Annotated in this window: 19 protein-coding genes and 1 tRNA gene; 5 read left to right on the plus strand and 15 right to left on the minus strand. The window is 60.5% G+C overall.

Annotation, left to right across the window (positions count from 1 at the left end; all coding sequences use genetic code 11):
- Position 1: 1 nt before the first annotated feature.
- Positions 2-74 (minus strand) — tRNA-Glu (locus tag AC1Q6Y_RS03020).
- Between the two features lie 385 nt (positions 75-459).
- On the opposite strand from AC1Q6Y_RS03020, the gene AC1Q6Y_RS03025 reads away from it, so the two are divergent.
- Positions 460-1,218 carry a hypothetical protein gene (locus AC1Q6Y_RS03025; RefSeq protein WP_102669921.1) on the plus strand — a complete coding sequence of 253 codons (759 nt, stop codon included), beginning with the start codon at positions 460-462 and terminating at the stop codon, positions 1,216-1,218.
- Positions 1,219-1,381: 163 nt separating this feature from the next.
- On the opposite strand, the gene AC1Q6Y_RS03030 is transcribed toward AC1Q6Y_RS03025, so the two are convergent.
- From AC1Q6Y_RS03030 to AC1Q6Y_RS03040, 3 genes are all read right to left on the minus strand, one after another.
- Entirely contained in the window at positions 1,382-3,346 is a 1,965-nt protein-coding gene (locus AC1Q6Y_RS03030) for a methyl-accepting chemotaxis protein (RefSeq protein WP_492624021.1), read from the minus strand.
- 108 nt (positions 3,347-3,454) lie between these two features.
- Entirely contained in the window at positions 3,455-4,840 is a 1,386-nt protein-coding gene (locus tag AC1Q6Y_RS03035; RefSeq protein ID WP_492624022.1) for an aminotransferase-like domain-containing protein, read from the minus strand.
- A gap of 201 nt (positions 4,841-5,041) precedes the next feature.
- Positions 5,042-5,803 carry an SDR family oxidoreductase gene (locus AC1Q6Y_RS03040; protein ID WP_223502742.1) on the minus strand — a complete coding sequence of 254 codons (762 nt, stop codon included), beginning with the start codon at positions 5,801-5,803 and terminating at the stop codon, positions 5,042-5,044.
- 238 nt (positions 5,804-6,041) lie between these two features.
- On the opposite strand from AC1Q6Y_RS03040, the gene AC1Q6Y_RS03045 reads away from it, so the two are divergent.
- A complete protein-coding gene (locus AC1Q6Y_RS03045; protein WP_492624023.1) occupies positions 6,042-7,046 on the plus strand; it encodes an NADP-dependent oxidoreductase in 1,005 nt (334 codons plus the stop codon).
- Positions 7,047-7,177: 131 nt separating this feature from the next.
- Here AC1Q6Y_RS03045 and pyrF read toward each other — a convergent pair whose 3' ends face one another.
- Positions 7,178-7,876 (minus strand): orotidine-5'-phosphate decarboxylase, encoded by a 699-nt coding sequence (pyrF, locus tag AC1Q6Y_RS03050; RefSeq protein ID WP_173677935.1) that lies wholly within the window; start codon positions 7,874-7,876, stop codon positions 7,178-7,180.
- Between the two features lie 296 nt (positions 7,877-8,172).
- Between pyrF and AC1Q6Y_RS03055 the strand changes: the two genes are divergently transcribed.
- The 3 genes from AC1Q6Y_RS03055 (at position 8,173) to xopAW (ending at position 10,870) form a co-directional block, all read left to right on the plus strand.
- Positions 8,173-8,931 (plus strand): response regulator, encoded by a 759-nt coding sequence (locus tag AC1Q6Y_RS03055; protein WP_340317611.1) that lies wholly within the window; start codon positions 8,173-8,175, stop codon positions 8,929-8,931.
- Positions 8,931-9,980: a sensor histidine kinase gene (locus AC1Q6Y_RS03060; protein WP_492624024.1), complete on the plus strand. Its 1,050-nt coding sequence runs from the start codon at positions 8,931-8,933 to the stop codon at positions 9,978-9,980. Before AC1Q6Y_RS03055 ends, AC1Q6Y_RS03060 begins: the two co-directional genes overlap by 1 nt.
- A gap of 248 nt (positions 9,981-10,228) precedes the next feature.
- The gene (gene xopAW / locus AC1Q6Y_RS03065) at positions 10,229-10,870 is read left to right on the plus strand and encodes an EF-hand domain-containing protein (protein WP_218494372.1); all 642 of its coding nucleotides are present in this window, start codon (positions 10,229-10,231) and stop codon (positions 10,868-10,870) included.
- A gap of 44 nt (positions 10,871-10,914) precedes the next feature.
- Here the strand turns inward: xopAW and AC1Q6Y_RS03070 are convergent, their stop codons facing one another.
- The 10 genes from AC1Q6Y_RS03070 to AC1Q6Y_RS03115 form a co-directional block, all read right to left on the minus strand.
- A complete protein-coding gene (locus tag AC1Q6Y_RS03070) occupies positions 10,915-11,970 on the minus strand; it encodes an AI-2E family transporter (RefSeq protein WP_090457260.1) in 1,056 nt (351 codons plus the stop codon).
- Between the two features lie 69 nt (positions 11,971-12,039).
- Positions 12,040-12,846 (minus strand): DUF4892 domain-containing protein, encoded by an 807-nt coding sequence (locus AC1Q6Y_RS03075; RefSeq protein WP_090457262.1) that lies wholly within the window; start codon positions 12,844-12,846, stop codon positions 12,040-12,042.
- A gap of 8 nt (positions 12,847-12,854) precedes the next feature.
- On the minus strand, positions 12,855-13,514 hold the full coding sequence (locus tag AC1Q6Y_RS03080; RefSeq protein ID WP_489339078.1) for a glutathione S-transferase family protein: 660 nt from the start codon (positions 13,512-13,514) through the stop codon (positions 12,855-12,857).
- Positions 13,515-13,564: 50 nt separating this feature from the next.
- Positions 13,565-14,419 (minus strand): alpha/beta hydrolase, encoded by an 855-nt coding sequence (locus tag AC1Q6Y_RS03085; protein ID WP_090457266.1) that lies wholly within the window; start codon positions 14,417-14,419, stop codon positions 13,565-13,567.
- Entirely contained in the window at positions 14,416-15,222 is an 807-nt protein-coding gene (locus AC1Q6Y_RS03090) for an alpha/beta fold hydrolase (protein WP_349735085.1), read from the minus strand. The genes AC1Q6Y_RS03085 and AC1Q6Y_RS03090 overlap by 4 nt, the downstream gene beginning before the upstream one ends.
- A 113-nt stretch (positions 15,223-15,335) precedes the next feature.
- Positions 15,336-15,779 (minus strand): hotdog fold thioesterase, encoded by a 444-nt coding sequence (locus AC1Q6Y_RS03095; RefSeq protein ID WP_008003274.1) that lies wholly within the window; start codon positions 15,777-15,779, stop codon positions 15,336-15,338.
- Between the two features lie 32 nt (positions 15,780-15,811).
- A complete protein-coding gene (locus AC1Q6Y_RS03100; RefSeq protein WP_223502736.1) occupies positions 15,812-17,479 on the minus strand; it encodes an AMP-binding protein in 1,668 nt (555 codons plus the stop codon).
- A gap of 137 nt (positions 17,480-17,616) precedes the next feature.
- Positions 17,617-18,072 carry a phosphohistidine phosphatase SixA gene (sixA, locus tag AC1Q6Y_RS03105; protein ID WP_057713667.1) on the minus strand — a complete coding sequence of 152 codons (456 nt, stop codon included), beginning with the start codon at positions 18,070-18,072 and terminating at the stop codon, positions 17,617-17,619.
- Positions 18,069-18,416 (minus strand): DUF4389 domain-containing protein, encoded by a 348-nt coding sequence (locus AC1Q6Y_RS03110; protein ID WP_056727994.1) that lies wholly within the window; start codon positions 18,414-18,416, stop codon positions 18,069-18,071. The genes sixA and AC1Q6Y_RS03110 overlap by 4 nt, the downstream gene beginning before the upstream one ends.
- A gap of 31 nt (positions 18,417-18,447) precedes the next feature.
- Positions 18,448-19,473 (minus strand): NAD(P)H-dependent glycerol-3-phosphate dehydrogenase, encoded by a 1,026-nt coding sequence (locus AC1Q6Y_RS03115; RefSeq protein WP_150812165.1) that lies wholly within the window; start codon positions 19,471-19,473, stop codon positions 18,448-18,450.
- Positions 19,474-19,618 lie beyond the last annotated feature (145 nt).

Here is a 19,618-nt window from a genome sequence, read left to right on the forward strand (position 1 = left end):
GCGTCCCCTAGGGGACTCGAACCCCTGTTACCGCCGTGAAAGGGCGGTGTCCTAGGCCACTAGACGAAGGGGACACACGTACAACATTCACTCCCTGCTTCGTTTCGCTGTGTGCTTTACGCTGCAAGTGGCGCGCATTCTATGGATGGATTGAGAGGTCGTCAACCCCCTGATATAAATTTATTTAAATCAATGACTTCGCCCTGCTTTTGGGAGCCATTGCGGTTTTTCCGCTGCCCGGCGTTTGACGCCTATATTCTGGCACCCGCCAAGACGTTATAGTCCACCCGATGATGGCAATCTGAGTATCGAGTGCCATCATTCAAAGAAGCGGGGCTCCGGCCGATACAAGAACAAGCATGTCCGATCCAACCCGTCGTGCGGGACTGGGGGCTCAAATGCCAAGCCACTCAACCCGCATGCGTAACCTATAAAGAGGTCTTACCGGTGACGCCACTCATGATCACCCTGCTAGTCGTAGCCGGGATCGCGCTGTTGATCGCCATTGGCTACATGAACCATGTGGTGGAAAACAACAAGCTGGAAAAGGCCCGTACCAAGATTGAGCTCAACGATCGCCTGCGACGCTGCGGCGAAATCACCGAGACGTTCCCCGGCCAGCTGATGACCCCGGCCCTCAAGCTGCTGTTGGCCCGCCTGGAACTGAACGTCTGCCAGCGCCTGCTTAACCTGGAAAAATCCAGCGCCAACCTCAAGGCACGGATCGCCGAACTGGAAGCCCTTGTCGGCCAGGGTGAATCCATCCCGGTCAACAATCCGCCGGCACCGATCCAGACTGAAGCCAAGGCCAAGGATGTACGCTTCCTGCTCGAAGCCCTGCACGGCCAGGTTACCCGCGCGGCCCAGGACGGCTTCCTGCCCCCCAACGAAGCCAAGCGCTGGATTCGTGAAGTGCGCCACATCCTGGTGCTGCTGCACATCGAGTTCTTCAACAACCTCGGCCAGCACTCCCTGCAACAGAACCAGCCCGGGCAGGCCCGCCTGGCATTCGAGCGTGGCGTGCAATACCTGCGCAAACAGCAGGAACCACAGGTCTATGCCGAGCAACTGGAATACCTGGAAAAACTCCTGGCCAGGGCCAACGACCAGGTCATGGATCGCATCGCGCCGGTCGAAGGCGAGGTCAACCAGTTGACCGAAGGCCTCAAGGACGTCGAGGTTGACGCGGACTGGAAGAAGAAAGCGATCTACGACTGATCATCGAAAAACACTGTAGGAGCGAGCTTGCTCGCGATGGACTCCAGAGCGCCGCGTTCAGCCAGTAAACGCGCGTTATCTTTTGCGACCATCGCGAGCATGCTCGCTCCTACAGGAAGCTTTAATCGAGATGTGGCTTTTTTTAGCCTGGCCGATGATCATTTCAAAGCCTGAAATGCCCCACCATCCCCTTCAGTTCAACCCCCAGTTGCGCCAGCTGAATACTCGACGCTGCATTGCCCTGCATCGCCAGCGATGACTGATCGGCACTGGCGCGAATACTGGTGACACTGCGGTTGATCTCCTCGGCCACCGAGCTCTGTTCCTCGGCCGCCGCGGCAATCTGTTGGTTCATCTGCTGGATCAACGACACCGCCGCCGCAATGCTTCCCAGCGCACTCTCGGTCTGCAAGGCATCGCTGACCGCCAGCTTCACCAACTCGCCACTGCTCTGGATCTGCTGCACCGACGACTGCGCCGCCGAGCGCAAGGCACTGACCAGGCGTTCGATTTCCTCGGTCGATTGCTGGGTTCGCTTGGCCAGCGCACGCACTTCATCGGCCACCACTGCAAAGCCCCTGCCCTGCTCGCCGGCCCGGGCTGCCTCGATCGCCGCGTTCAACGCCAGCAGATTGGTTTGCTCCGCCACGCTTTTGATCACACTCAAAACCGTGCCGATGTTCTGGATTTCCGCACTCAGGCTTTCGATGCTCGAACTGGCCGAGGTGGCCGAGTCCGCCAACTGCTCGATCCGCGCCATGCTCTGGCGCACCACCTGCTGACCACTTTCAACCTTGCCGTCAGCGGTTTGCGCGGCCAGCGCAGCTTCCTCTGCATTACGCGCGACGTCATGCACCGTGGCCGTCATCTGATTCATTGCGGTGGCGACCTGTTCGGTTTCCTCCTTCTGCGTGCTGACTTCGAGATTGGTCTGTTCAGTCACCGCCGACAACGATTGGGCGGAAGTCGCCAACTGCTCGATACCCGATTGCAAGCCGCTAACTATGTGGCTGAGCCCCGCGCCCATTTGTTGCATTGCCTGCATCAACTGGCCGATTTCATCACGGCGGGTCACGTCAATGGTCGCACTCAAATCCCCTGAGGCAATCTGCTGCGCCACCTGAATCACACGGCGCAGCGGTGCCACGATCAACCGGGTGATGATCCACGCGGCAACCAGCCCAACCAGCAAGGCCAGGGCGGAAGAGCCAATGATCAGCAGCGAGTTCTTTTTCAGTTCAGCCTGCATCGCCAGGTCTTGCGCGACATAAGCCTGATCCACCCGCTCGACCACTTGGGCTGCGCGCTGGTGTAATTGTTGATAGACGGTTTTTTCCTGTTCCAGCAGGCCGGTGTACTCGGCGAGCTTGTCACTGAAACTGACGATATGACCCATCACCTCATTGAGAACGGTCTGGTAACCCTCGTCCTTGACCGTAGTCTTGAGCTGCTCGGCCTGGGCCAATGCCTGGCTGGCCTGTTCGATCTTGCCCTGCCCGGCGCTGTCGTCGCCTTTGCGGCTTTGATCCAGACGCACGCGCGCTTCATTCATGGCTTGCAGCATCAAGCGTGAAACCTGGCTGACCTGACTGGCCTGCTCGATGAATTGCGCACCGTCCTTGCCTTCGGAATCTTTCAGCGTATAGGTGCCGTCATCGGCGAGCCCGGATTGCAATACATCAAGGTTATTGGCCACGCTGGACACCGACCAACTGGCCATTTCCAGCGCCAGGTCCTTGGCCTGGGTGAGCGAGACAAACTCGTCGAAGGCCTTGCGATAGGCTCCCAGGGACTGTTCGACATCATTCATCACCGGCACGTTGGCCGCAGACGCGGCTTTGAGCTGGCCGGCCAGGGCGATCAAGCCATCGACGCCCTCGTGCAGGGCATCGACGGTTTTCGGATTGCCGTGCAAGGCGTACTCCTGCTCCAGTAGCCGCACCTTGAGCAAACCGCTGTTGAGCGATGACATTTGCTTGAGCCCATCGAAGCGCTGGCTGATGGTTTGCAGGGACCAAACGCCAATGCCCGCCACCAGCGCAGTCAACAACAGCACCAGGACAAACCCGACACCCAGTTTTTTCGCCATACCGAGGTTGGCAAAACGTCCTTGCACGGCCGAATTCATTGCACTTAGTCCCCTGCCAAAGTCTGTAGACGCAGATTCGCAACGGGCCAGTGGCAACACAAGGCTCTGGCTTCGGAATAATGGCAAAAAGCTACGCCAACGTCGTTTTCAGAACGCTTGAGGTCGATCCCGGGCAGTGGCCTGAAAGAACGCCCGGGCACGCGGATCGCAGGCATATGTCACGTTGATACGCTGCCAGTCACTGGCCTCACCCGAGGGGTTGAAGGCGGTCTTCGATGACAGCAGTACACCCAGGCGCCGTGCCTGGATTCGCAGCTGATCGTAGTCGGACATTCGTGATCGCGCCCAGATGAACAGGCCTCCCGCCGGCTTGCCGAAAACTTCCCATTCGGCATCTTCGAGCAATTGCAGCACTACCAGCCGGTCGCTGCTCAAACGTTGGCGCTGACGCTGTACCAGTTTGCGGTAGGCACCGTTAGCCAACAGGCACGCCAGCACCGATTCGCAAAATCGCGAGGCGCCCATGCCACTGATCATCTTGACCTCGGCCAGACGTGTAATGACTTCGGCATCGGCCACCACGAAACCGACCCGCAAGGAACTGCTGAGGGTCTTGGAAAAGCTGCCCACGTAGATCACATCGTCGTCCAGCGCAGCCAGTCGCATACCGGAACCGCTGTGCAAATCCGCATAAACGTCGTCTTCGATCACCTGCACGCCGAAGGTCCTGGCCAGTTGCAGCACGCGGCGCGCCACCACCGGTGCAAGGCTGCTGCCGGTCGGGTTGTGATAGAAGCTATTGATGAACAGCCCTTGGGGCCGGTGTTTGACCAGCACCGACTCGAGCACCTCCACGTCCGGCCCGCGCGGTGTTCGCGGTATCTCGACCATGTGGATGCCGTGCAGCCTGAGCAGATCGAACAGCACCGGATAACCGGGACTCTCCACGACCACACAGTCACCGGCCTTGAACAGCGTCCGCACAATCAGGTCGAGCCCCTGACTGGCACCCGCCGTGGTCATGATCCGGTTGTCCTTTGCCCGGATATCCAGCTGCCTGAGGTGCTTGAGGATCTGTTGTCGCAAGGCTGGCAAACCCAACGGCGTGCTGTAGTTGAACAGGCTGGCCGTGTCGGTACGACTGACTTGCCGAATCGCGTAAGTCAGATCGTCTGTCTCGCGCCAGCTTTCAGGCAGCCCGCCACAGCCCAGCCTCAACTCACTCGAAAAAGTCCCGTGATCGGGCTCCGCCCCCTCGAACCACACCGGCTCGTGCTTTGTGCCTGTGGCCAATGCCGGATCGGCAACCGCATAGCCGGCTCCATGACCTGACACCAGCATTCCCTGTGTCACCAGGCGTTCACAAGCCTGAGCGACGCTTAACTGACTGAGCAAATTGATCCGCGCGATCTGTCGCACCGAAGGCAGGCGCGTACCGGGCGATACCCCGCTGGAATGAAGCCAGCAGGTCAGCGCGTCAACAATTTGCTGTACGACGGGCACCAGCGCCTGTCGGTCGATTCTCAATTCCATGAGCAAGCAAACCCCTGTTGATTTTGCGATAAGCAGTTAATCACAGGCGTGTTCGAAGACTTGTGCGACAACGCCGCCAAAACCATTCGATCTAATCATTTGATACACATTGCCTGGCCCTTCAGCGGAACCAAAAAACCTGTGGGAGCGAGCTTGCTTGCTCCCACAGGTTCGCAGTGTGTCTGGTATTGGTATGTCGAGTTAAAACGCGGTAACGCCACCGTCCACGGCCAATGAGTGCCCCGTGGTGAATGCCGCGCCATCGCTGCACAGGTACAGCACCGCGCTGGCGATCTCTTCGACCTTGCCGATGCGACCGACCGGATGCATGGCGTTGGCGAACTCGCCTTTTTTCGGGTCGGCTTCATAAGCGCGGCGGAACATATCCGTGTCGATCACCGCCGGACACACGGCGTTGACCCGGATTTTCTTCTTGGCATATTCGATGGCCGCCGACTTGGTCAGGCCGATCACCGCATGTTTAGAGGCTGCGTAGATGCTCATTTTCGGCGCCGCCCCAAGGCCGGCCACCGATGCCGTATTGACGATCGCACCGCCCCCTTGCGCCAGCAGCAACGGCAACTGGTATTTCATGCACAGCCAGACACCTTTGACGTTGACGCCCATGATCGCGTCGAACTCGTCGAGCGTACCTTCGGCCAACTTGCCCTTCTCGATTTCGATGCCGGCATTGTTGAAGGCATAGTCGAGGCGACCGTAAGTATTGATCACCTCCCCCATCAGATTTTTTACATCGTTTTCCAGGGTAACGTTGCAGCGCACGAAGGTCGCTTCGCCACCGGCGGTACGAATCAGCGCCACCGTGCCCTCGCCGCCCGCCACGTCCATATCGGCCACTACTACCTTCAGGCCCTCGGCGGCAAATGCCTGGGCGGTCGCGCGGCCAATACCGGCCGCCCCGCCTGTCACCACGACCACCTGGCCAGAAAACGTCATGCTCATTTTGTTATGTCCTCGAAAAGAAGAATGCGGGGAATCGCGTAGGACCAGTCTAGCCATGGAGGTCTTGAACACGGCAGCACTATCAAGGCTCCGGTTGGGCACCCATGAGTTGCAGTGATGGAACTGCCGTACCAACTATCACTGCACTGGATCCACCTGCATTCGCCGCATCAGCCGAACTTGCAGCATCGTCGCTGACCGGCTATCAACAAAGCTTCATTCAACTTGAGTGCTTGCCATGACCTCCCAGACCAATCGCCAATTCCTGCTCGCCAAACGTCCGGTTGGCGCGGCGACCCGCGAGACATTCACCTACCAGGAAGTACCGGTCGGCGAGCCGGCGGCGGGTCAGATACTGGTCGAAAACCAATACCTGTCCCTGGATCCGGCCATGCGTGGATGGATGAACGAGGGCAAGTCCTACATCCCGCCGGTCGGGCTCGGCGAAGTCATGCGCGCCTTGGGTGTGGGCAAAGTCATTGCGTCGAACATCCCGGGGTTCGCGGTCGGGGATTACGTCAACGGCGCCCTGGGTGTGCAGGACTTCTTCCTCGGCGAACCGCGAGGCTTCTACAAGGTCGATCCGAAACTGGCACCGCTGCCACGTTACTTGTCCGCGCTGGGCATGACCGGAATGACGGCGTACTTCGCCCTGCTCGACGTCGGCGCTCCAAAGGCCGGTGACACCGTGGTGCTGTCGGGCGCGGCGGGCGCCGTGGGCAGCATTGCCGGGCAGATCGCCAAGATCAAAGGGTGCCGGGTGGTTGGCATCGCCGGTGGCGCCGACAAGTGCAAGTTCCTGATCGATGAACTGGGTTTCGATGGCGCTATCGACTACAAGAGCGAAGACGTCCTCGCCGGCCTCAAGCGCGAGTGCCCGAAGGGCGTCGACGTGTATTTCGATAACGTGGGTGGTGACATTCTCGACGCGGTGTTGAGCCGCCTGAACATGAAGGCGCGGGTGGTGATTTGCGGTGCCATCAGCCAGTACAACAACAAGGAAGCGGTCAAAGGACCGGCCAATTACCTGTCACTGCTGGTCAACCGCGCGCGCATGGAAGGTTTTGTGGTGATGGACTACGCCGCCCAATACGCCAGCGCCGCCCAGGAAATGGCCGGCTGGATGGCCAAGGGGCAGCTCAAGAGCAAGGAAGATATTGTCGAAGGACTGGAGACTTTCCCGGAGACGCTGATGAAATTGTTCAGCGGCGAGAACTTCGGGAAGTTGGTGTTGAAGGTCTAACCCGATATTTGAACTCACCCAAAAACCACTGTGGGAGCGAGCTTGCTCGCGATAGCGGAGTGTCAGGCGACATTGACGTCACTGACCCTCCCTCATCGCGAGCAAGCTCGCTCCCACAGGTTTAGCGGTGTTTAGGCCAGTTCAGCCACAACCGACGCCAGTGCCTTGGCTGGATCCGCCGCCTGGCTGATCGGACGGCCGATCACCAGATAGTCGGAACCGGCATCCAGCGCCTGACGTGGCGTCAGAATGCGGCGTTGATCGTCCTGGGCGCTGCCCGCCGGACGAATCCCCGGAGTCACCAGTTGCAGCGACGGGTGCGCCGTTTTCAGTGCCTGGGCTTCGAGGGCCGAGCACACCAGGCCGTCCATCCCGGCTTTTTCCGCCAGGGCGGCCAGGCGCAGCACCTGCTCCTGGGGCTCGATGTCCAGGCCGATGCCCGCCAAGTCTTCACGCTCCATGCTGGTCAACACGGTCACGCCGATCAGCAGTGGTTTAGGACCGGTGCGCTGATCCAGCACTTCACGGCACGCAGCCATCATGCGCAGGCCGCCGGAGCAATGCACGTTAACCATCCACACGCCCATTTCCGCCGCCGCCTTGACGGCCATCGCGGTGGTGTTCGGGATGTCGTGGAACTTGAGGTCCAGGAACACTTCGAAACCCTTGTCGCGCAGGGTGCCGACGATTTCCGAGGCGCAGCTGGTGAACAGTTCCTTGCCGACTTTGACCCGGCACAGCTTCGGGTCCAACTGATCGGCCAGCTTCAGTGCGGCGTCACGGGTAGGGAAATCCAGGGCGACGATGATGGGAGTCTGGCAGGCGGACATGAGTGGGCTCTCAGGCAAGTCGAAATCGGCGCGCATTGTAGCGGAACCAGCGCCGCTGCGGGACCCGATGATCGGTAAATCGTCGCGACGGCTCAGGCAAGACTAGCCCTTGAGGCCATTGTGTCGAGTTCGATACAGACACGACACGCCCGCAACACCCTGACCCGCTACCCTCGGCAACCGCAACGGGTCCCTACAACAGCGCTTCCCGCCTCAGGGCCGGACGCCTATGCTGGAACCACAACCTCGCAGCCTATCTTTGTGGTTGGCAGCCTACCTGGCAGATGAACGCACGCATGCACAACACCCCAGCACCCGTGAACGACGACCAAAAAACGCCCGGTGACGACAAACGCTGGAGCATTCGTGCCCTGATCGTCGACGATGACGTCCCGATCCGCGAATTGATGATCGACTACCTGGCCCGGTTCAACATTCACGCCAGCGGCGTCACCGATGGTGCCGCGATGCGCCTGGCGTTGCAGGCGGAGCATTTCGACGTGGTGGTGCTCGACCTGATGCTGCCCGGTGAAGACGGCCTGTCGCTGTGCCGCTGGCTGCGCGCCGAGTCAGCCATCCCGATCCTGATGCTCACGGCCCGCTGCGAACCCACCGACCGGATCATCGGCCTCGAACTGGGCGCCGACGACTACATGGCCAAGCCGTTCGAGCCTCGCGAACTGGTGGCGCGGATCCAGACTATCCTGCGCAGGGTGCGCGATGACCGCAGCGAACAGCGGGCGAACATTCGTTTCGACAATTGGCGCCTGAACAGCGTGCTGCGGCAACTGATTGCCGACGATGGCCTGGTGGTGCCGCTGTCCAACGCCGAATTCCGCCTGCTCTGGGTGTTTATCGAACGTCCGCGCCGCGTGCTCAGCCGGGAACAACTGCTTGACGCCGCTCGTGGTCGTTCGATCGAAGCCTTTGATCGCAGCATCGACCTGCTGGTGTCGCGCCTGCGCCAGAAACTCGGCGACGACCCCAAGGCTCCGCAGTTGATCAAGACCGTTCGCGGCGAGGGTTACCTGTTCGATGCCCGAGACATCGGCTGATGCGCGGACGCTTCGATACGCTGTTCGGCCGCCTGTTTGGCGTGCTGTTGCTGGCGATTATCCTCGCGCACCTGCTGGCCTTTGCCTGGTTTCACCATTACGGCCCGCCGCCACCGCCGCCTCCACCGGAGTTTTCCGAGGGCCTGGACGGGCCACGCCCACCACTGGACCCAAACCTCGAAAAACGGCCACCACGGCCGTGGTTCGGCGGCCCCCTGGTACCCCTGACGTTTCAATTGGTCTCACTGATCATTGCCGCCTGGTACGGCGCCAAACTGCTGAGCCGGCCGATCCAGCGCCTGAGCGACGCGGCCGAGCGTTTGAGCGAAGACCTCGACAGCCCGCCACTGGAAGAGTCGGGACCACGGGAAGCACGGCAAGCAGCGCACACGTTCAACAAAATGCAGCGCCGCATCCTGGAACAGGTCAAGCAGCGTTCGCGCATGCTTGGCGCCGTGTCCCACGACTTGCGCACGCCGCTGTCGCGGCTCAAGCTGCGGCTGGAGAAAATCGACGACGAAAAGCTGCAAGGTCAGATGCGCCAAGACCTCGACGACATGATCAGCATGCTCGACGCCACCCTCACCTATCTGCATGAACAACGCACCAGCGAAGCTCCGCAGTGGATGGACGTGCAAGCGCTGGTGGAATCCCTGAGCGAAAATGCCCAGGACCAGGGTGCGAACGTCCAGGCCAGCGGCCACTGCGCCCCCCTGCAAGTTCAGCCGATGGCCTTGCGCTCCTGCATCAACAACCTGATGGACAATGCCCTGCGCTATGCCGGACAGGCGTTGATCACCCTGCAAGACCATCGTGAACAGCTGGAGATTCGGGTCATCGACCATGGCCCGGGCATCGCCCCAGAACAACGTGAAGCGGTGTTCGAACCCTTCTTTCGCCTTGAAGGCTCGCGCAATCGCAATTCCGGCGGCGTTGGCCTGGGCATGACCATTGCCCGGGAGGCCGCGCAACGAATGGGCGGGCAGCTGACACTGGAAGAAACTCCGTGCGGCGGCCTGACGGCGGTGATTCGCCTGCCCCGGACCTGAAAGCCACACCGGTCCATTGTGGGAGCGGGCTTGCTCCGAGCGGCGTTCCGACGAATGCGGTGTGCCAGACAACATTTTCGTCGACTGACACTCCCTCTTCGCGAGCAAGCCCGCTCCCACAGGGATATTGGCGAGGCTGACAGCCATGTGTACCACTCGGTACAAACTCCACATATCCGCGACAACTCGCCCCTTGAGTCTGCATAAGCCGGTACACCACCGGTTTATCTTTCCAAGGAGTGAGCCCGATGATCGGCAGCATCAGCAGCAATTACTCGAATTACACCAGCAGCACCACATCCAATAGCGCCCGCAACCAGCAATTGCAGAAAGACCTGTTGGCCAAACTCGACAGCAATAGCGATGGCACGGTCGATCAAAATGAACTCAAGAGTGTTTTGTCGCAGCAAACCGACGACGGTTTACTGGTCAACCTGAGCAAGAATTTCACCGACCTCGACAGTGATGGCAGTGGCAGCCTGAGCGGCGAAGAAATGGCCGTGATGGCTCCCCCGCCGCCTCCGCCAGGCGATGAAGCCCCCAACACCGACCTCGCTGACGCATTGATCAGCGCGCTGGACGCCGACGGCGATGGCACCATCAGCAGCGATGAACTGAGCAGCGCGTTACAGGCCAGCAACAGCAACTCGTCGACCAGCACCGACACCAGCACCGCGCTGCTCAAGGCGCTGGACAGCGACAGCAGCGGTGGTGTCAGCAGTGATGAACTCAAGGCAGCCCTGCAGGCCGGTCGGGAGCAGAACACCAACAGCTCTTCCGATCAATCGAGCGTAAATGACGCGCTGCAAAAAATGATCGCCAACCTGAGCAAGCAGTATTCGCTCGATAACGTGGCAAGCGTGGGCAAGCACCTGAACGTAGCAACCTGAGTCAAAAGCTTCGTCGGATCGCCGCCCGGAGTTGAATACAAATCTCAGGGCCGGCGATCTTCACCCCGTGCCTGGGTGGTGCTCCAGTCGATCAACAGGCTGTAGGCCACCGCCAGCAATGTCGGGCCGATGAACAGGCCGATAAAGCCAAAGGCAATCAACCCGCCAAACACCCCAAGCAGCACAATGACCAGCGGCAGGTTGCCGCCACGGCTGATCAGGTACGGCTTGAGCACGTTGTCGACACCGCTGATGATGAATGTGCCCCAGATCCCGAGGAATATGGCCATCCCGTACTCGCCTTTCCAGACCAGCCACGCGGTTGCCGGAATCCACACCAGCGGCGGGCCCATCGGGATCAGGCTGAGCATGAACGTCACGATGCCAAGCACCAGCGCACCCGGTACGCCGGCAATCAGGAACCCGATCAACGCCAGGATCGCCTGGGCCGCCGCAGTGCCGATCACGCCGTTCACCACCCGCTGTACCGTGCCCGCCACCAGCTCAATGTAGTAGCCGGCCCGTTGACCGATCAGTCGCTCCAGCAGTGTGTGTACAAATGCCGCCAGGCGCGGCCCGTCACGATAGAAAAAGAACACGAAGACGACGCTCAGGGTCAGTTCGAGAATACCGCCGCCGATCTGCGCGCTGCGCGCCAGCAACCAGTTACCCACCTGCCCCAGATAAGGCTTGAGCGACACCATCATCGCCGCGCCCTGCTCATCGATGCTGTTCCAGATCCCTACCAGACGCCCGCCCACCAGGGGAATCGAACCCAGCCACAGCGGCGCTTCGGGAAGCCCCTCAACCTGTGCATCCTTGATGAATGCCGTGGCATCGCGCACATGATCGGCAAGGTTGAAACCCAACCACACCAAGGGTGCCGCTACCAACACCATCCAGCCCAGCGTCAGCAATGCCGCCGCCAGCGACTCGCGGCCATTGAGCCAACGGGTCAGCAAGCGCATCAGCGGCCAACTGGCAAACGCCAGGACCGCGCCCCAGAACATCGCCGACCAGAACGGCGCCATCACCCAGAAGCTCGCGCCGAACAACGCCACGAGCAGGATCTGCACCAACAGGCGATCGTTATTGATCATCAAAAGTCTCGAAAAAGTCAGTCAGCAAAAGAGTAGGCGAACGCGACGTACACGCTCGCCCGGTACAGCCTAGCGCAATAGCTCGATGTGCAGGCCAGAGCCTTCGGCACTGCCGGTTTCCAGCCGCGCGGCACGCACGCCCTGGCCAATCAGGGCCTGACGCCAGGCTTCGGCGTTCGCTCCGGAAATGCTGACCCGCAAGGTGGTGTCCAGATTCAGTCCGCGAGAAATCAAGCGGAGCCAGGTCTCGTCAGGTGCGCTGTTCAACGTGGCAAAATCAAGTTCGCCGGTGCTCTTGAGTTCACGCAGCAAGGTCGCGGAGGTCGGTAACAACTCACCCAGCGGTGTCGAAGCCTCGAACTGTTCGACATGCAGGTAGGCTTTGCGATTACCGCGGGTGATGCTGTACAGCGCAACGAGCGTGTTGTCCCTTGGAGCGGCAAGTCGCAGCAACAAATAGGCTTGCTGATCGTCGGCGCCGTACAGCTTCGCGTTGCCAAAGACCTGGTTGGCCCAGAGGCTGCTTTCACCGCAATCGCGCGCCTGGCACCAGAAGAGCAACCCGGCGTCCTGCTGTTGCAAAGCCTCGCGGGCAGCGGTGAACGCCTCGATGGATGAATGCTCCGAGGGTAATTCGTAGGTCACCGAAGTGACGTTGCCGCGGGCACTGACCTGGCCGTCGAATCGTAACTGGCCACTGATTTTACGGATCGAGCCCAACGGGTAGATCCGCTCCAGTTCGGCGGCGGGGCGATAGTCGACAATCTGGGCGTCGACCATGCGCGGCACTATCGGCAGGTCCTGACTGCCCGGAACATCGGCGGCGAATAACAAGGGACTGAAACTGCACAGCACCAGCAAACTGAATGAACGCATGGATAGACTCATCGGATCAGCATGGCCTGGGCGCCCTTGATAATACTGGCTTCATCGGCGCGTTTCGGTACTTGCAGGCCACGCTGCACTGCCGGCCGGTCCTCCATGGTTGCCATCCAGCGTTGCAACGCCGTCAAGCCTTCCACCGAGACGCCCGACCACTCGTAGCCGCGCACCCAGGGAAAGGTGGCAATGTCGGCAATGCTGTACTGATCGGCGAGGAACTCCACGCCTTGCAACCGCGTGTCGAGCACTTCGTAGAGGCGACGGGTTTCATGCTGATACCGGTCGATGGCGCCCTGGAGTTTTTCCGGAAAGTAGCGGAAGAACACGTTGGCCTGGCCCTGCATCGGGCCGATGCCCCCCATCTGGAACATCAGCCACTGCAATACCAGCGAACGCCCCTTCGGGTCCGATGGCATCAGTTTGCCGGTCTGTTCAGCGAGGTAAATCAGGATGGCGCCTGACTCGAACACGGCGAAATCGCCATTGGCGCGGTCGACAATCGCCGGAATCCGGCCATTGGGGTTGATCTTGAGGAAGTCCGCGGACTTCTGCTCCTTTTTGTCGAAACTCAAGGCATGCACCGTGTAGGGCAGGCCGAGTTCCTCGAGCACGATAGAGACCTTGTGGCCATTCGGGGTCGCAGCGGTGTAGAGATCTATCATGGTTGTCTCCCTTTTCAACCCGCCAAGCCTCGACAGTTGCCCGGCGCAAGTCAAGGAATGGCGAAAAACCGATTGAAACAGTCTGCGACAAGATCGGCACCAGACTCATCATTGAGGTGCAAATGGTGGCCGCCTGGCAGCTGTTCCCGGCTAAAGGGTAGACGCTCCAGCAACTCTGGGTGTTTGGCGAGCATGCCGTCGGCGGCAACCACCAGTGTTGCAGGACACTTGACCCGCTGGACGAAGGCCATGGCCTGCTCGGTGGTAAGGCGCAACGGCGATGGCAGTGTGAGGCGATTGTCAGTGCGCCAGGTGTAACCGCCCGGCACCGGCATCAGGCCACGCTGCGCCAGCAGTTCTGCGGCCTCGCGGCTGACCGCCACCAGGCCTTTCATGCGCGCTTCGACGGCTCGGTCGAGGGTGTCGTAGACCGGTTTGCGCTTTTCCCGCAGATCCAGTTGCGCCTGCAGGGCCATGCCCATGCGCTCGGCAGCGTTTTCACCTTTGTCTGTAGGAGGAATGATGCCGTCGATCAACGCCAGGTGGGTAACCCGCTCGGGCATCGACCCGGCGATGATCAACGAAGCAATGGCGCCCATCGAATGCCCCATCAGCGCAAACCTGCGCAGTCCAAGCTGGTCGGCCACTTGCAGCACATCGTGGGCATAGTCCCACATGGCGTAACCGGCTCCCGGCGGGCGATGCCCGGAATGACCGTGACCGGCCATGTCCAGCGCGATGATGCGCAGGCCTTTGAGTTTGGGTGCCAGGCGGGCAAAGCTGTTGGCGTTGTCCAGCCAGCCATGCAGGGCAATCACCGGCAAACCGTCTTCAGGACCGAACAGGTGCGCCGCCAGTTCGATGTGTGGCAGGCTCAGGCGGACCTCTTCGACGACGTGGTTCATGCGCAATCCTGTTGTCGACGGCCGCTCCAACGGTAGAACAGGCCTTTGAGCATGTCAGCGGTATCAAGGGGACGTTCGAGCGGAAACATGTGGCCGCCAGGCATGGTCAACGACTCGCCCAACGGCAGGCGGTCGACCGAACTGGCGTGATGGCGCATCACAACGCGGCTGTTGTGCCCGCGTACCACCGCCAGCGGCACTTGCAACTGCCGGGTGCTGCCCGGGCTGGTGTGCGGTACACCGCGATAGATACTGATTTCCGTGGCCGGGTCGAACCGCAGGCGCAACTTGTCGCCGACCTGATGCAAGCCGTGTTGCAGGTAGGCATCGAAACATTCCGGGTCGAAGCCACGAAACAGGGTTTTTCCAGCGAAATACTTCCGGGCGCTTTCCAGGTCGGCGAATTCTTCACGGCGGCCCAGGGTACGCCCGGCCGGGGTCAAGCGGTCGATGAAACCAAAGCGTTTGGCCGCCCGTATGACCCATTGATCGGTCCGGGTCAGCACTGGCGAGTCGAGCATCACCACGCCGCGATACAACTCGGGGCAACGCAAGGCCGCATGCAGGTGCAACACGCCACCGAAGGAGTGACCGACGCCCCACACGGGTTCGGCCTGTTGTTGCAGGTGATGGATCAGCTCATCCACCAGGTTGTACCAATTGTCGTCCGCCGGGAAACGCGGGTCGTGGGCGTGCTGCTCCAGATGCGTCACCTGAAACTCGGGTGCCAGCGCCGCAAACAACTTGCCGTAGGTCCCCGAAGGAAAACCATTGGCGTGGGCGAAAAAGATCTGTTGCGACATACCTGCAAATCCATGAGCGAGAACAGGTGTAGATTGTCCGCAAGACCGCGTCCTACAGCAATGACCGTAACTGACAGGAATGATGACAGTCCGGTCAAAGCTATGGTTTTGGTTCAACGCGCCGGCGGATTCTCACCCAAGGGCACCACAGCCATGGTCAGTCGCGACACACAACTGGCCTTGCCCTCATCGCTGGTCAACCGAATGTCCCAGACATGGGTCGTGCGGCCGATGTGGATCGGCTTGGCCACCGCCGTCACCCGTCCGCTGCGCAGGCCGCGCAAATGGTTGGCGTTGATTTCCAGGCCCACGCAATAGAATTTGCTGGCATCGATGCACAGGTAACTGGCCATCGAGCCGACCGATTCGGCCAGCACCACCGAGGCACCGCCATGCAGCAAGCCGTAAGGCTGATGGGTGCGGTGATCGACGACCATGCTGGCGGTCAGGGACTCATCGTCAAAAGCTTCGAAACGGATGTCCAGCACTTCGCCGATGGTGTTTTTCTGGATTGCGTTCAACTGCTCGATGTTCGGGGTGGTGCGCCACAGGCTCATCGCAGAGTTTCCTCGTTGGTTTTGTTCGTGGATCAATCCTGCCACAGCACCGCTTCGCTGCGCTCGCTCCATTCCTCAAAGCGTTCACCGTAAGCCGCTTCGATCACGTTGCGCTTGATCTTCAGGGTCGGGGTAAGAAAGCCGTTTTCCACGGCCCAACTGTCCTTGACCACCACCAGGCGCCGAAGTTGTTCATGCTTGTCGAGGGCACCATTGACCTCCTCCAGCAGTTTTTCCAGGCTCGAATGCAAACCGGCGCGCGCGGCCCCGCCGGCATCCTGCTGGCCCACCGCCGACAACACGCACAAACCCAGCGGCGCACTCAAGCCATCGCCCACCACGCAAACCTGTTCGATGCGCGAATGCACGGCCAGGCGATTTTCAATCGGTGCCGGGGCCACGTACTTGCCTTTGCTGGTCTTGAAGATTTCCTTCAGGCGCCCGGTCAGGCGCAGATTGCCTTCGGCGTCCTCCTCGCCCTTGTCGCCGGTACGCAGGAAGCCGTCCTCTGTAATGGTGTCGGCGGTTTTTTCCGGTTCCTTGTAATACCCGAGCATGGTCGCACCACTGCGCACCATGACCTCCCCCGTCTCGGCGATCCTCACTTCGACTTCCGGACACGGCTTGCCGATCCAGCCCGGTTTGTTCTGGCCCGGCATGCCGATGTGGGAGTAGCCGCAACTCTCGGTCATGCCGTAGACCTCCAGCACGTCCAACCCCAGTTTGCGGTACCACTGCAACAAGGTCTGCGGTACCGGAGCCGCGCCGGACAACGCGATGCGCAGCGCATCCAGCCCCAACCCGGCGAGGACTTTATGCCCGACCCGTTTGCCGATGATCGGCAGGCCGAGCAGGAAGTCGAGACGTTTTGCCGGGATCTTGCTGTACACGCCCATCTGGAATTTGGTCCAGATGCGCGGCACGCCAAACAGTGCGGTCGGGCGCGCACGGCGCAGGTCGGTGAGGAAGGTATCGAGGCTCTCGGCGAAAAACACCGTTTGGCCGGTATAGATCGATGCCAGCTCGACGAACATGCGCTCGGCAACGTGGCACAGCGGCAGGTAGGACAACAGCCGGTCCGACTCGTTGAGACCGAACAACGCAGTGCCGCGGGTGGTGGCAAACCCCAGAGTGCCGAAGCTGTGCATCACACCCTTGGGCATGCCCGTGGTGCCGGACGTGTAAATGATGGTCGCCAGTTGATCGGCGTCGGGCTTGGGATTGTCCTGGATGGGCGAACTGCGTTGCAGGTCGTCCCAACTGAAATCAAAGTCGCCGGGAGGATGCAGGGGCAGGCTGATGGTCGGCAGGTCGGAGCTGACACCACGGGACATACCTGGCCAGTCGTCGAGCTTGCCGATGAATGCCAGCGCTGCTTGCGAATGTTCGAGTACCTGGGCAACGGTCTCGGCGGTCAGGTTTGGGTACAACGGCACCGACACATGCCCGGCCATCCAGATCGCGAGATCGGCAACGATCCAGTGCGCACAGTTTTTCGAGATCAGGGCGATATGGCTGCCCTGCGGCAGTTCCCGCGCTCGCAGCCAGTGGGCGGCGCAGCGTGCTTGATGACCGACGTCCGCCCAGGTCAAGGTCTCGACCTGGCCGCCCCCGACAGGCTGGACCAGAAAGCGCTGGCGGGGATGACGAGCCTCACGCTCGTAGAAAACGTCCAGCGGCAAACGAAAAGCAGCAGACATGCGACTCGCTCCTGTGATTTTGGTCTGGAGCAAGCGTAGTCAACCAAGCAAGTGCTTGGTTGACTATTTCATACAAAACTTTCTACATCTGTGGGAGCACCCACTTCAAGTCAAGCTGTGCCCTTTGAAACCCGTTATCAGGGATGCTTGATGCTGTCGAGTTTCATTGACCCGACCAGCAGCTCTTCACCCTTGAGCTCCGCCAGACCGGCAGTGCTGACCCTTTCCGGCGGATGTCCGGCACCATGCTGCAGGTAGCTCAGCAGATTCCCCACCAGCGGGTTGTGACTGACCAGCAAAACGTTGCTTACCGCGACCATCTGTTCGGCCACCTTGTCCGGCTCCGTGTCCGGTGTCAGCCACTCGACGGTGCGGATCTCCGGTTCGAAACCCAATGCATCTCGCACCAGATGCGCTGTTTGCTGCGCTCGCAGGTACGGGCTGGCGTAAATGCCGGTCAGTGGCTGACCCATCAGCTCTGCGGCGATTTTCAATACTTCCTTACGACCGTTATCCGTCAATTCCCGCTCCGAATCGTGGGGGCGGGAGCCGTGTGGTACAGCTTCACCATGACGCAATACCCAGAGTTTCATAGCTTGGGTTCCTCATCTCGGGCCGGATGCGGTGCCGGTGCCACGACATGCGGCGCCTCACCTTCCGGTGTACGCGGCGTCGGCCAGTCGGCGAACGGCCAGGGCTTCTGGTCGCTGTGAAAGCTGCCGAAACGACCGATCTGCGCCAGAAACTGGCTCAGGCTGTCGCCGAAATTCATCAGGCTGGCGCTTGGGGCGCCATAAAACAAACGATAGATCAACTGCACCAGCACGACGGCGCCGAGGATGAACTGCGCCACTTGCCACACCAGCACGAAGAGGATCATCCACAGCACCCGCAGCAGGATGGACTCGTACTTGGCTTCTACTTTTGGATCGTTCATGCGCAACTCCCTGCTTTTCTGGCAAGCGTGATTAGTTGAAACCACTGGTGGAAATAAAGTCGACGTCGGTTTTCGGCTCGCCACGCATTAACAGACCGATGACCTGCTCCAGCGTGCGCCCCTCGAACAGGATCGCGTGCAGCCCGGCGACCAGCGGCATGTACACGCCAACCTCCTGGGCCTTGGCCTTGAGCACTTTAAGGGTATTGACCCCTTCGGCGACTTCGCCCAGGCGCGTGACCGCCTCGTCCAGGCTCAGGCCCTGGCCGAGGGCAAAGCCGACCTGATAGTTGCGGCTCTTGGGCGACGAACAGGTCACGATCAGATCGCCCACGCCGGCCAGCCCCAGGAAGGTCATCGGGTTGGCACCCTGGTTCACCGCGAAGCGGGTCATTTCCGCCAATGCCCGGGTAATCAGCATGCTCTTGGTATTTTCTCCCATGCCCAGCGCCACCGCCATGCCGGCGATGATCGCGTAGACATTTTTCAGCGCCCCGCCCAGCTCCACGCCGAAACGATCGGCGCTGGCGTACACACGAAAGGTGCGCCCGTGCAGCGCGGCCTGAACCTGTTGGCAGAGTTCTTCGTCTTCACTGGCGACCACCGTGGCGGTCAGCGCGTGCTCGGCGATTTCACGGGCCAGGTTGGGTCCGGACAGGACGCCGATGCGCGCCTGTGGAGCGATCTCTTCGAGGATCTCGCTCATCAACTTGAAGGTGTGGGCTTCGATGCCTTTGGTCAGGCTCACCAGCATTTTGCCGGTCAAGCGTTCGGCGTGCGGCACCAGCACCGAGCGCAGAGCACTGGAGGGCAATGCGACGAAACACAGGTCGCAGGCGTCCAGGGTGGCTTGCAGGTCGGTGACCGGCGTGACGCCGGGCAGAATCTTGATGCCTTTGAGGTAACGCGGGTTCTCGCGATTGACCCGAATGGCCTCGGCCTGTTCGGGGTCACGCATCCACTGAAGGACCTGATGCCCGTTCTCGGCCAGCAGATTAGCCACGGCGGTTCCAAAACTTCCGCCTCCCAGGACCGCAATCGGGCGCTGTTCAGTCATATGCAATCCGTTAATCCATACCAGTGGCGATGTCGGCATTATACGGGGCAGTCCATCGACGGCCAGCCCCGACATCAAATACCTGCACCCGTAGGAAGAAGACCAATAAAACCGAGGAAAATGCAGACATCGTGAATGGAAAAGT

The organism is Pseudomonas sp. GW823-FHT06E10, assembly GCF_058794995.1.

Excerpts from the sequence above, each read along its gene's own strand:
- AC1Q6Y_RS03025 (WP_102669921.1), top strand. The coding sequence starts at position 460 with ATGATCACCCTGCTAGTCGTAGCCGGGATCGCGCTGTTGATCGCCATT.
- AC1Q6Y_RS03030 (WP_492624021.1), bottom strand. The coding sequence starts at position 3,346 with ATGAATTCGGCCGTGCAAGGACGTTTTGCCAACCTCGGTATGGCGAAA.
- AC1Q6Y_RS03035 (WP_492624022.1), bottom strand. The coding sequence starts at position 4,840 with ATGGAATTGAGAATCGACCGACAGGCGCTGGTGCCCGTCGTACAGCAA.
- AC1Q6Y_RS03040 (WP_223502742.1), bottom strand. The coding sequence starts at position 5,803 with ATGAGCATGACGTTTTCTGGCCAGGTGGTCGTGGTGACAGGCGGGGCG.
- AC1Q6Y_RS03045 (WP_492624023.1), top strand. The coding sequence starts at position 6,042 with ATGACCTCCCAGACCAATCGCCAATTCCTGCTCGCCAAACGTCCGGTT.
- pyrF (WP_173677935.1), bottom strand. The coding sequence starts at position 7,876 with ATGTCCGCCTGCCAGACTCCCATCATCGTCGCCCTGGATTTCCCTACC.
- AC1Q6Y_RS03055 (WP_340317611.1), top strand. The coding sequence starts at position 8,173 with ATGCACAACACCCCAGCACCCGTGAACGACGACCAAAAAACGCCCGGT.
- AC1Q6Y_RS03060 (WP_492624024.1), top strand. The coding sequence starts at position 8,931 with ATGCGCGGACGCTTCGATACGCTGTTCGGCCGCCTGTTTGGCGTGCTG.
- xopAW (WP_218494372.1), top strand. The coding sequence starts at position 10,229 with ATGATCGGCAGCATCAGCAGCAATTACTCGAATTACACCAGCAGCACC.
- AC1Q6Y_RS03070 (WP_090457260.1), bottom strand. The coding sequence starts at position 11,970 with ATGATCAATAACGATCGCCTGTTGGTGCAGATCCTGCTCGTGGCGTTG.
- AC1Q6Y_RS03075 (WP_090457262.1), bottom strand. The coding sequence starts at position 12,846 with ATGCGTTCATTCAGTTTGCTGGTGCTGTGCAGTTTCAGTCCCTTGTTA.
- AC1Q6Y_RS03080 (WP_489339078.1), bottom strand. The coding sequence starts at position 13,514 with ATGATAGATCTCTACACCGCTGCGACCCCGAATGGCCACAAGGTCTCT.
- AC1Q6Y_RS03085 (WP_090457266.1), bottom strand. The coding sequence starts at position 14,419 with ATGAACCACGTCGTCGAAGAGGTCCGCCTGAGCCTGCCACACATCGAA.
- AC1Q6Y_RS03090 (WP_349735085.1), bottom strand. The coding sequence starts at position 15,222 with ATGTCGCAACAGATCTTTTTCGCCCACGCCAATGGTTTTCCTTCGGGG.
- AC1Q6Y_RS03095 (WP_008003274.1), bottom strand. The coding sequence starts at position 15,779 with ATGAGCCTGTGGCGCACCACCCCGAACATCGAGCAGTTGAACGCAATC.
- AC1Q6Y_RS03100 (WP_223502736.1), bottom strand. The coding sequence starts at position 17,479 with ATGTCTGCTGCTTTTCGTTTGCCGCTGGACGTTTTCTACGAGCGTGAG.
- sixA (WP_057713667.1), bottom strand. The coding sequence starts at position 18,072 with ATGAAACTCTGGGTATTGCGTCATGGTGAAGCTGTACCACACGGCTCC.
- AC1Q6Y_RS03110 (WP_056727994.1), bottom strand. The coding sequence starts at position 18,416 with ATGAACGATCCAAAAGTAGAAGCCAAGTACGAGTCCATCCTGCTGCGG.
- AC1Q6Y_RS03115 (WP_150812165.1), bottom strand. The coding sequence starts at position 19,473 with ATGACTGAACAGCGCCCGATTGCGGTCCTGGGAGGCGGAAGTTTTGGA.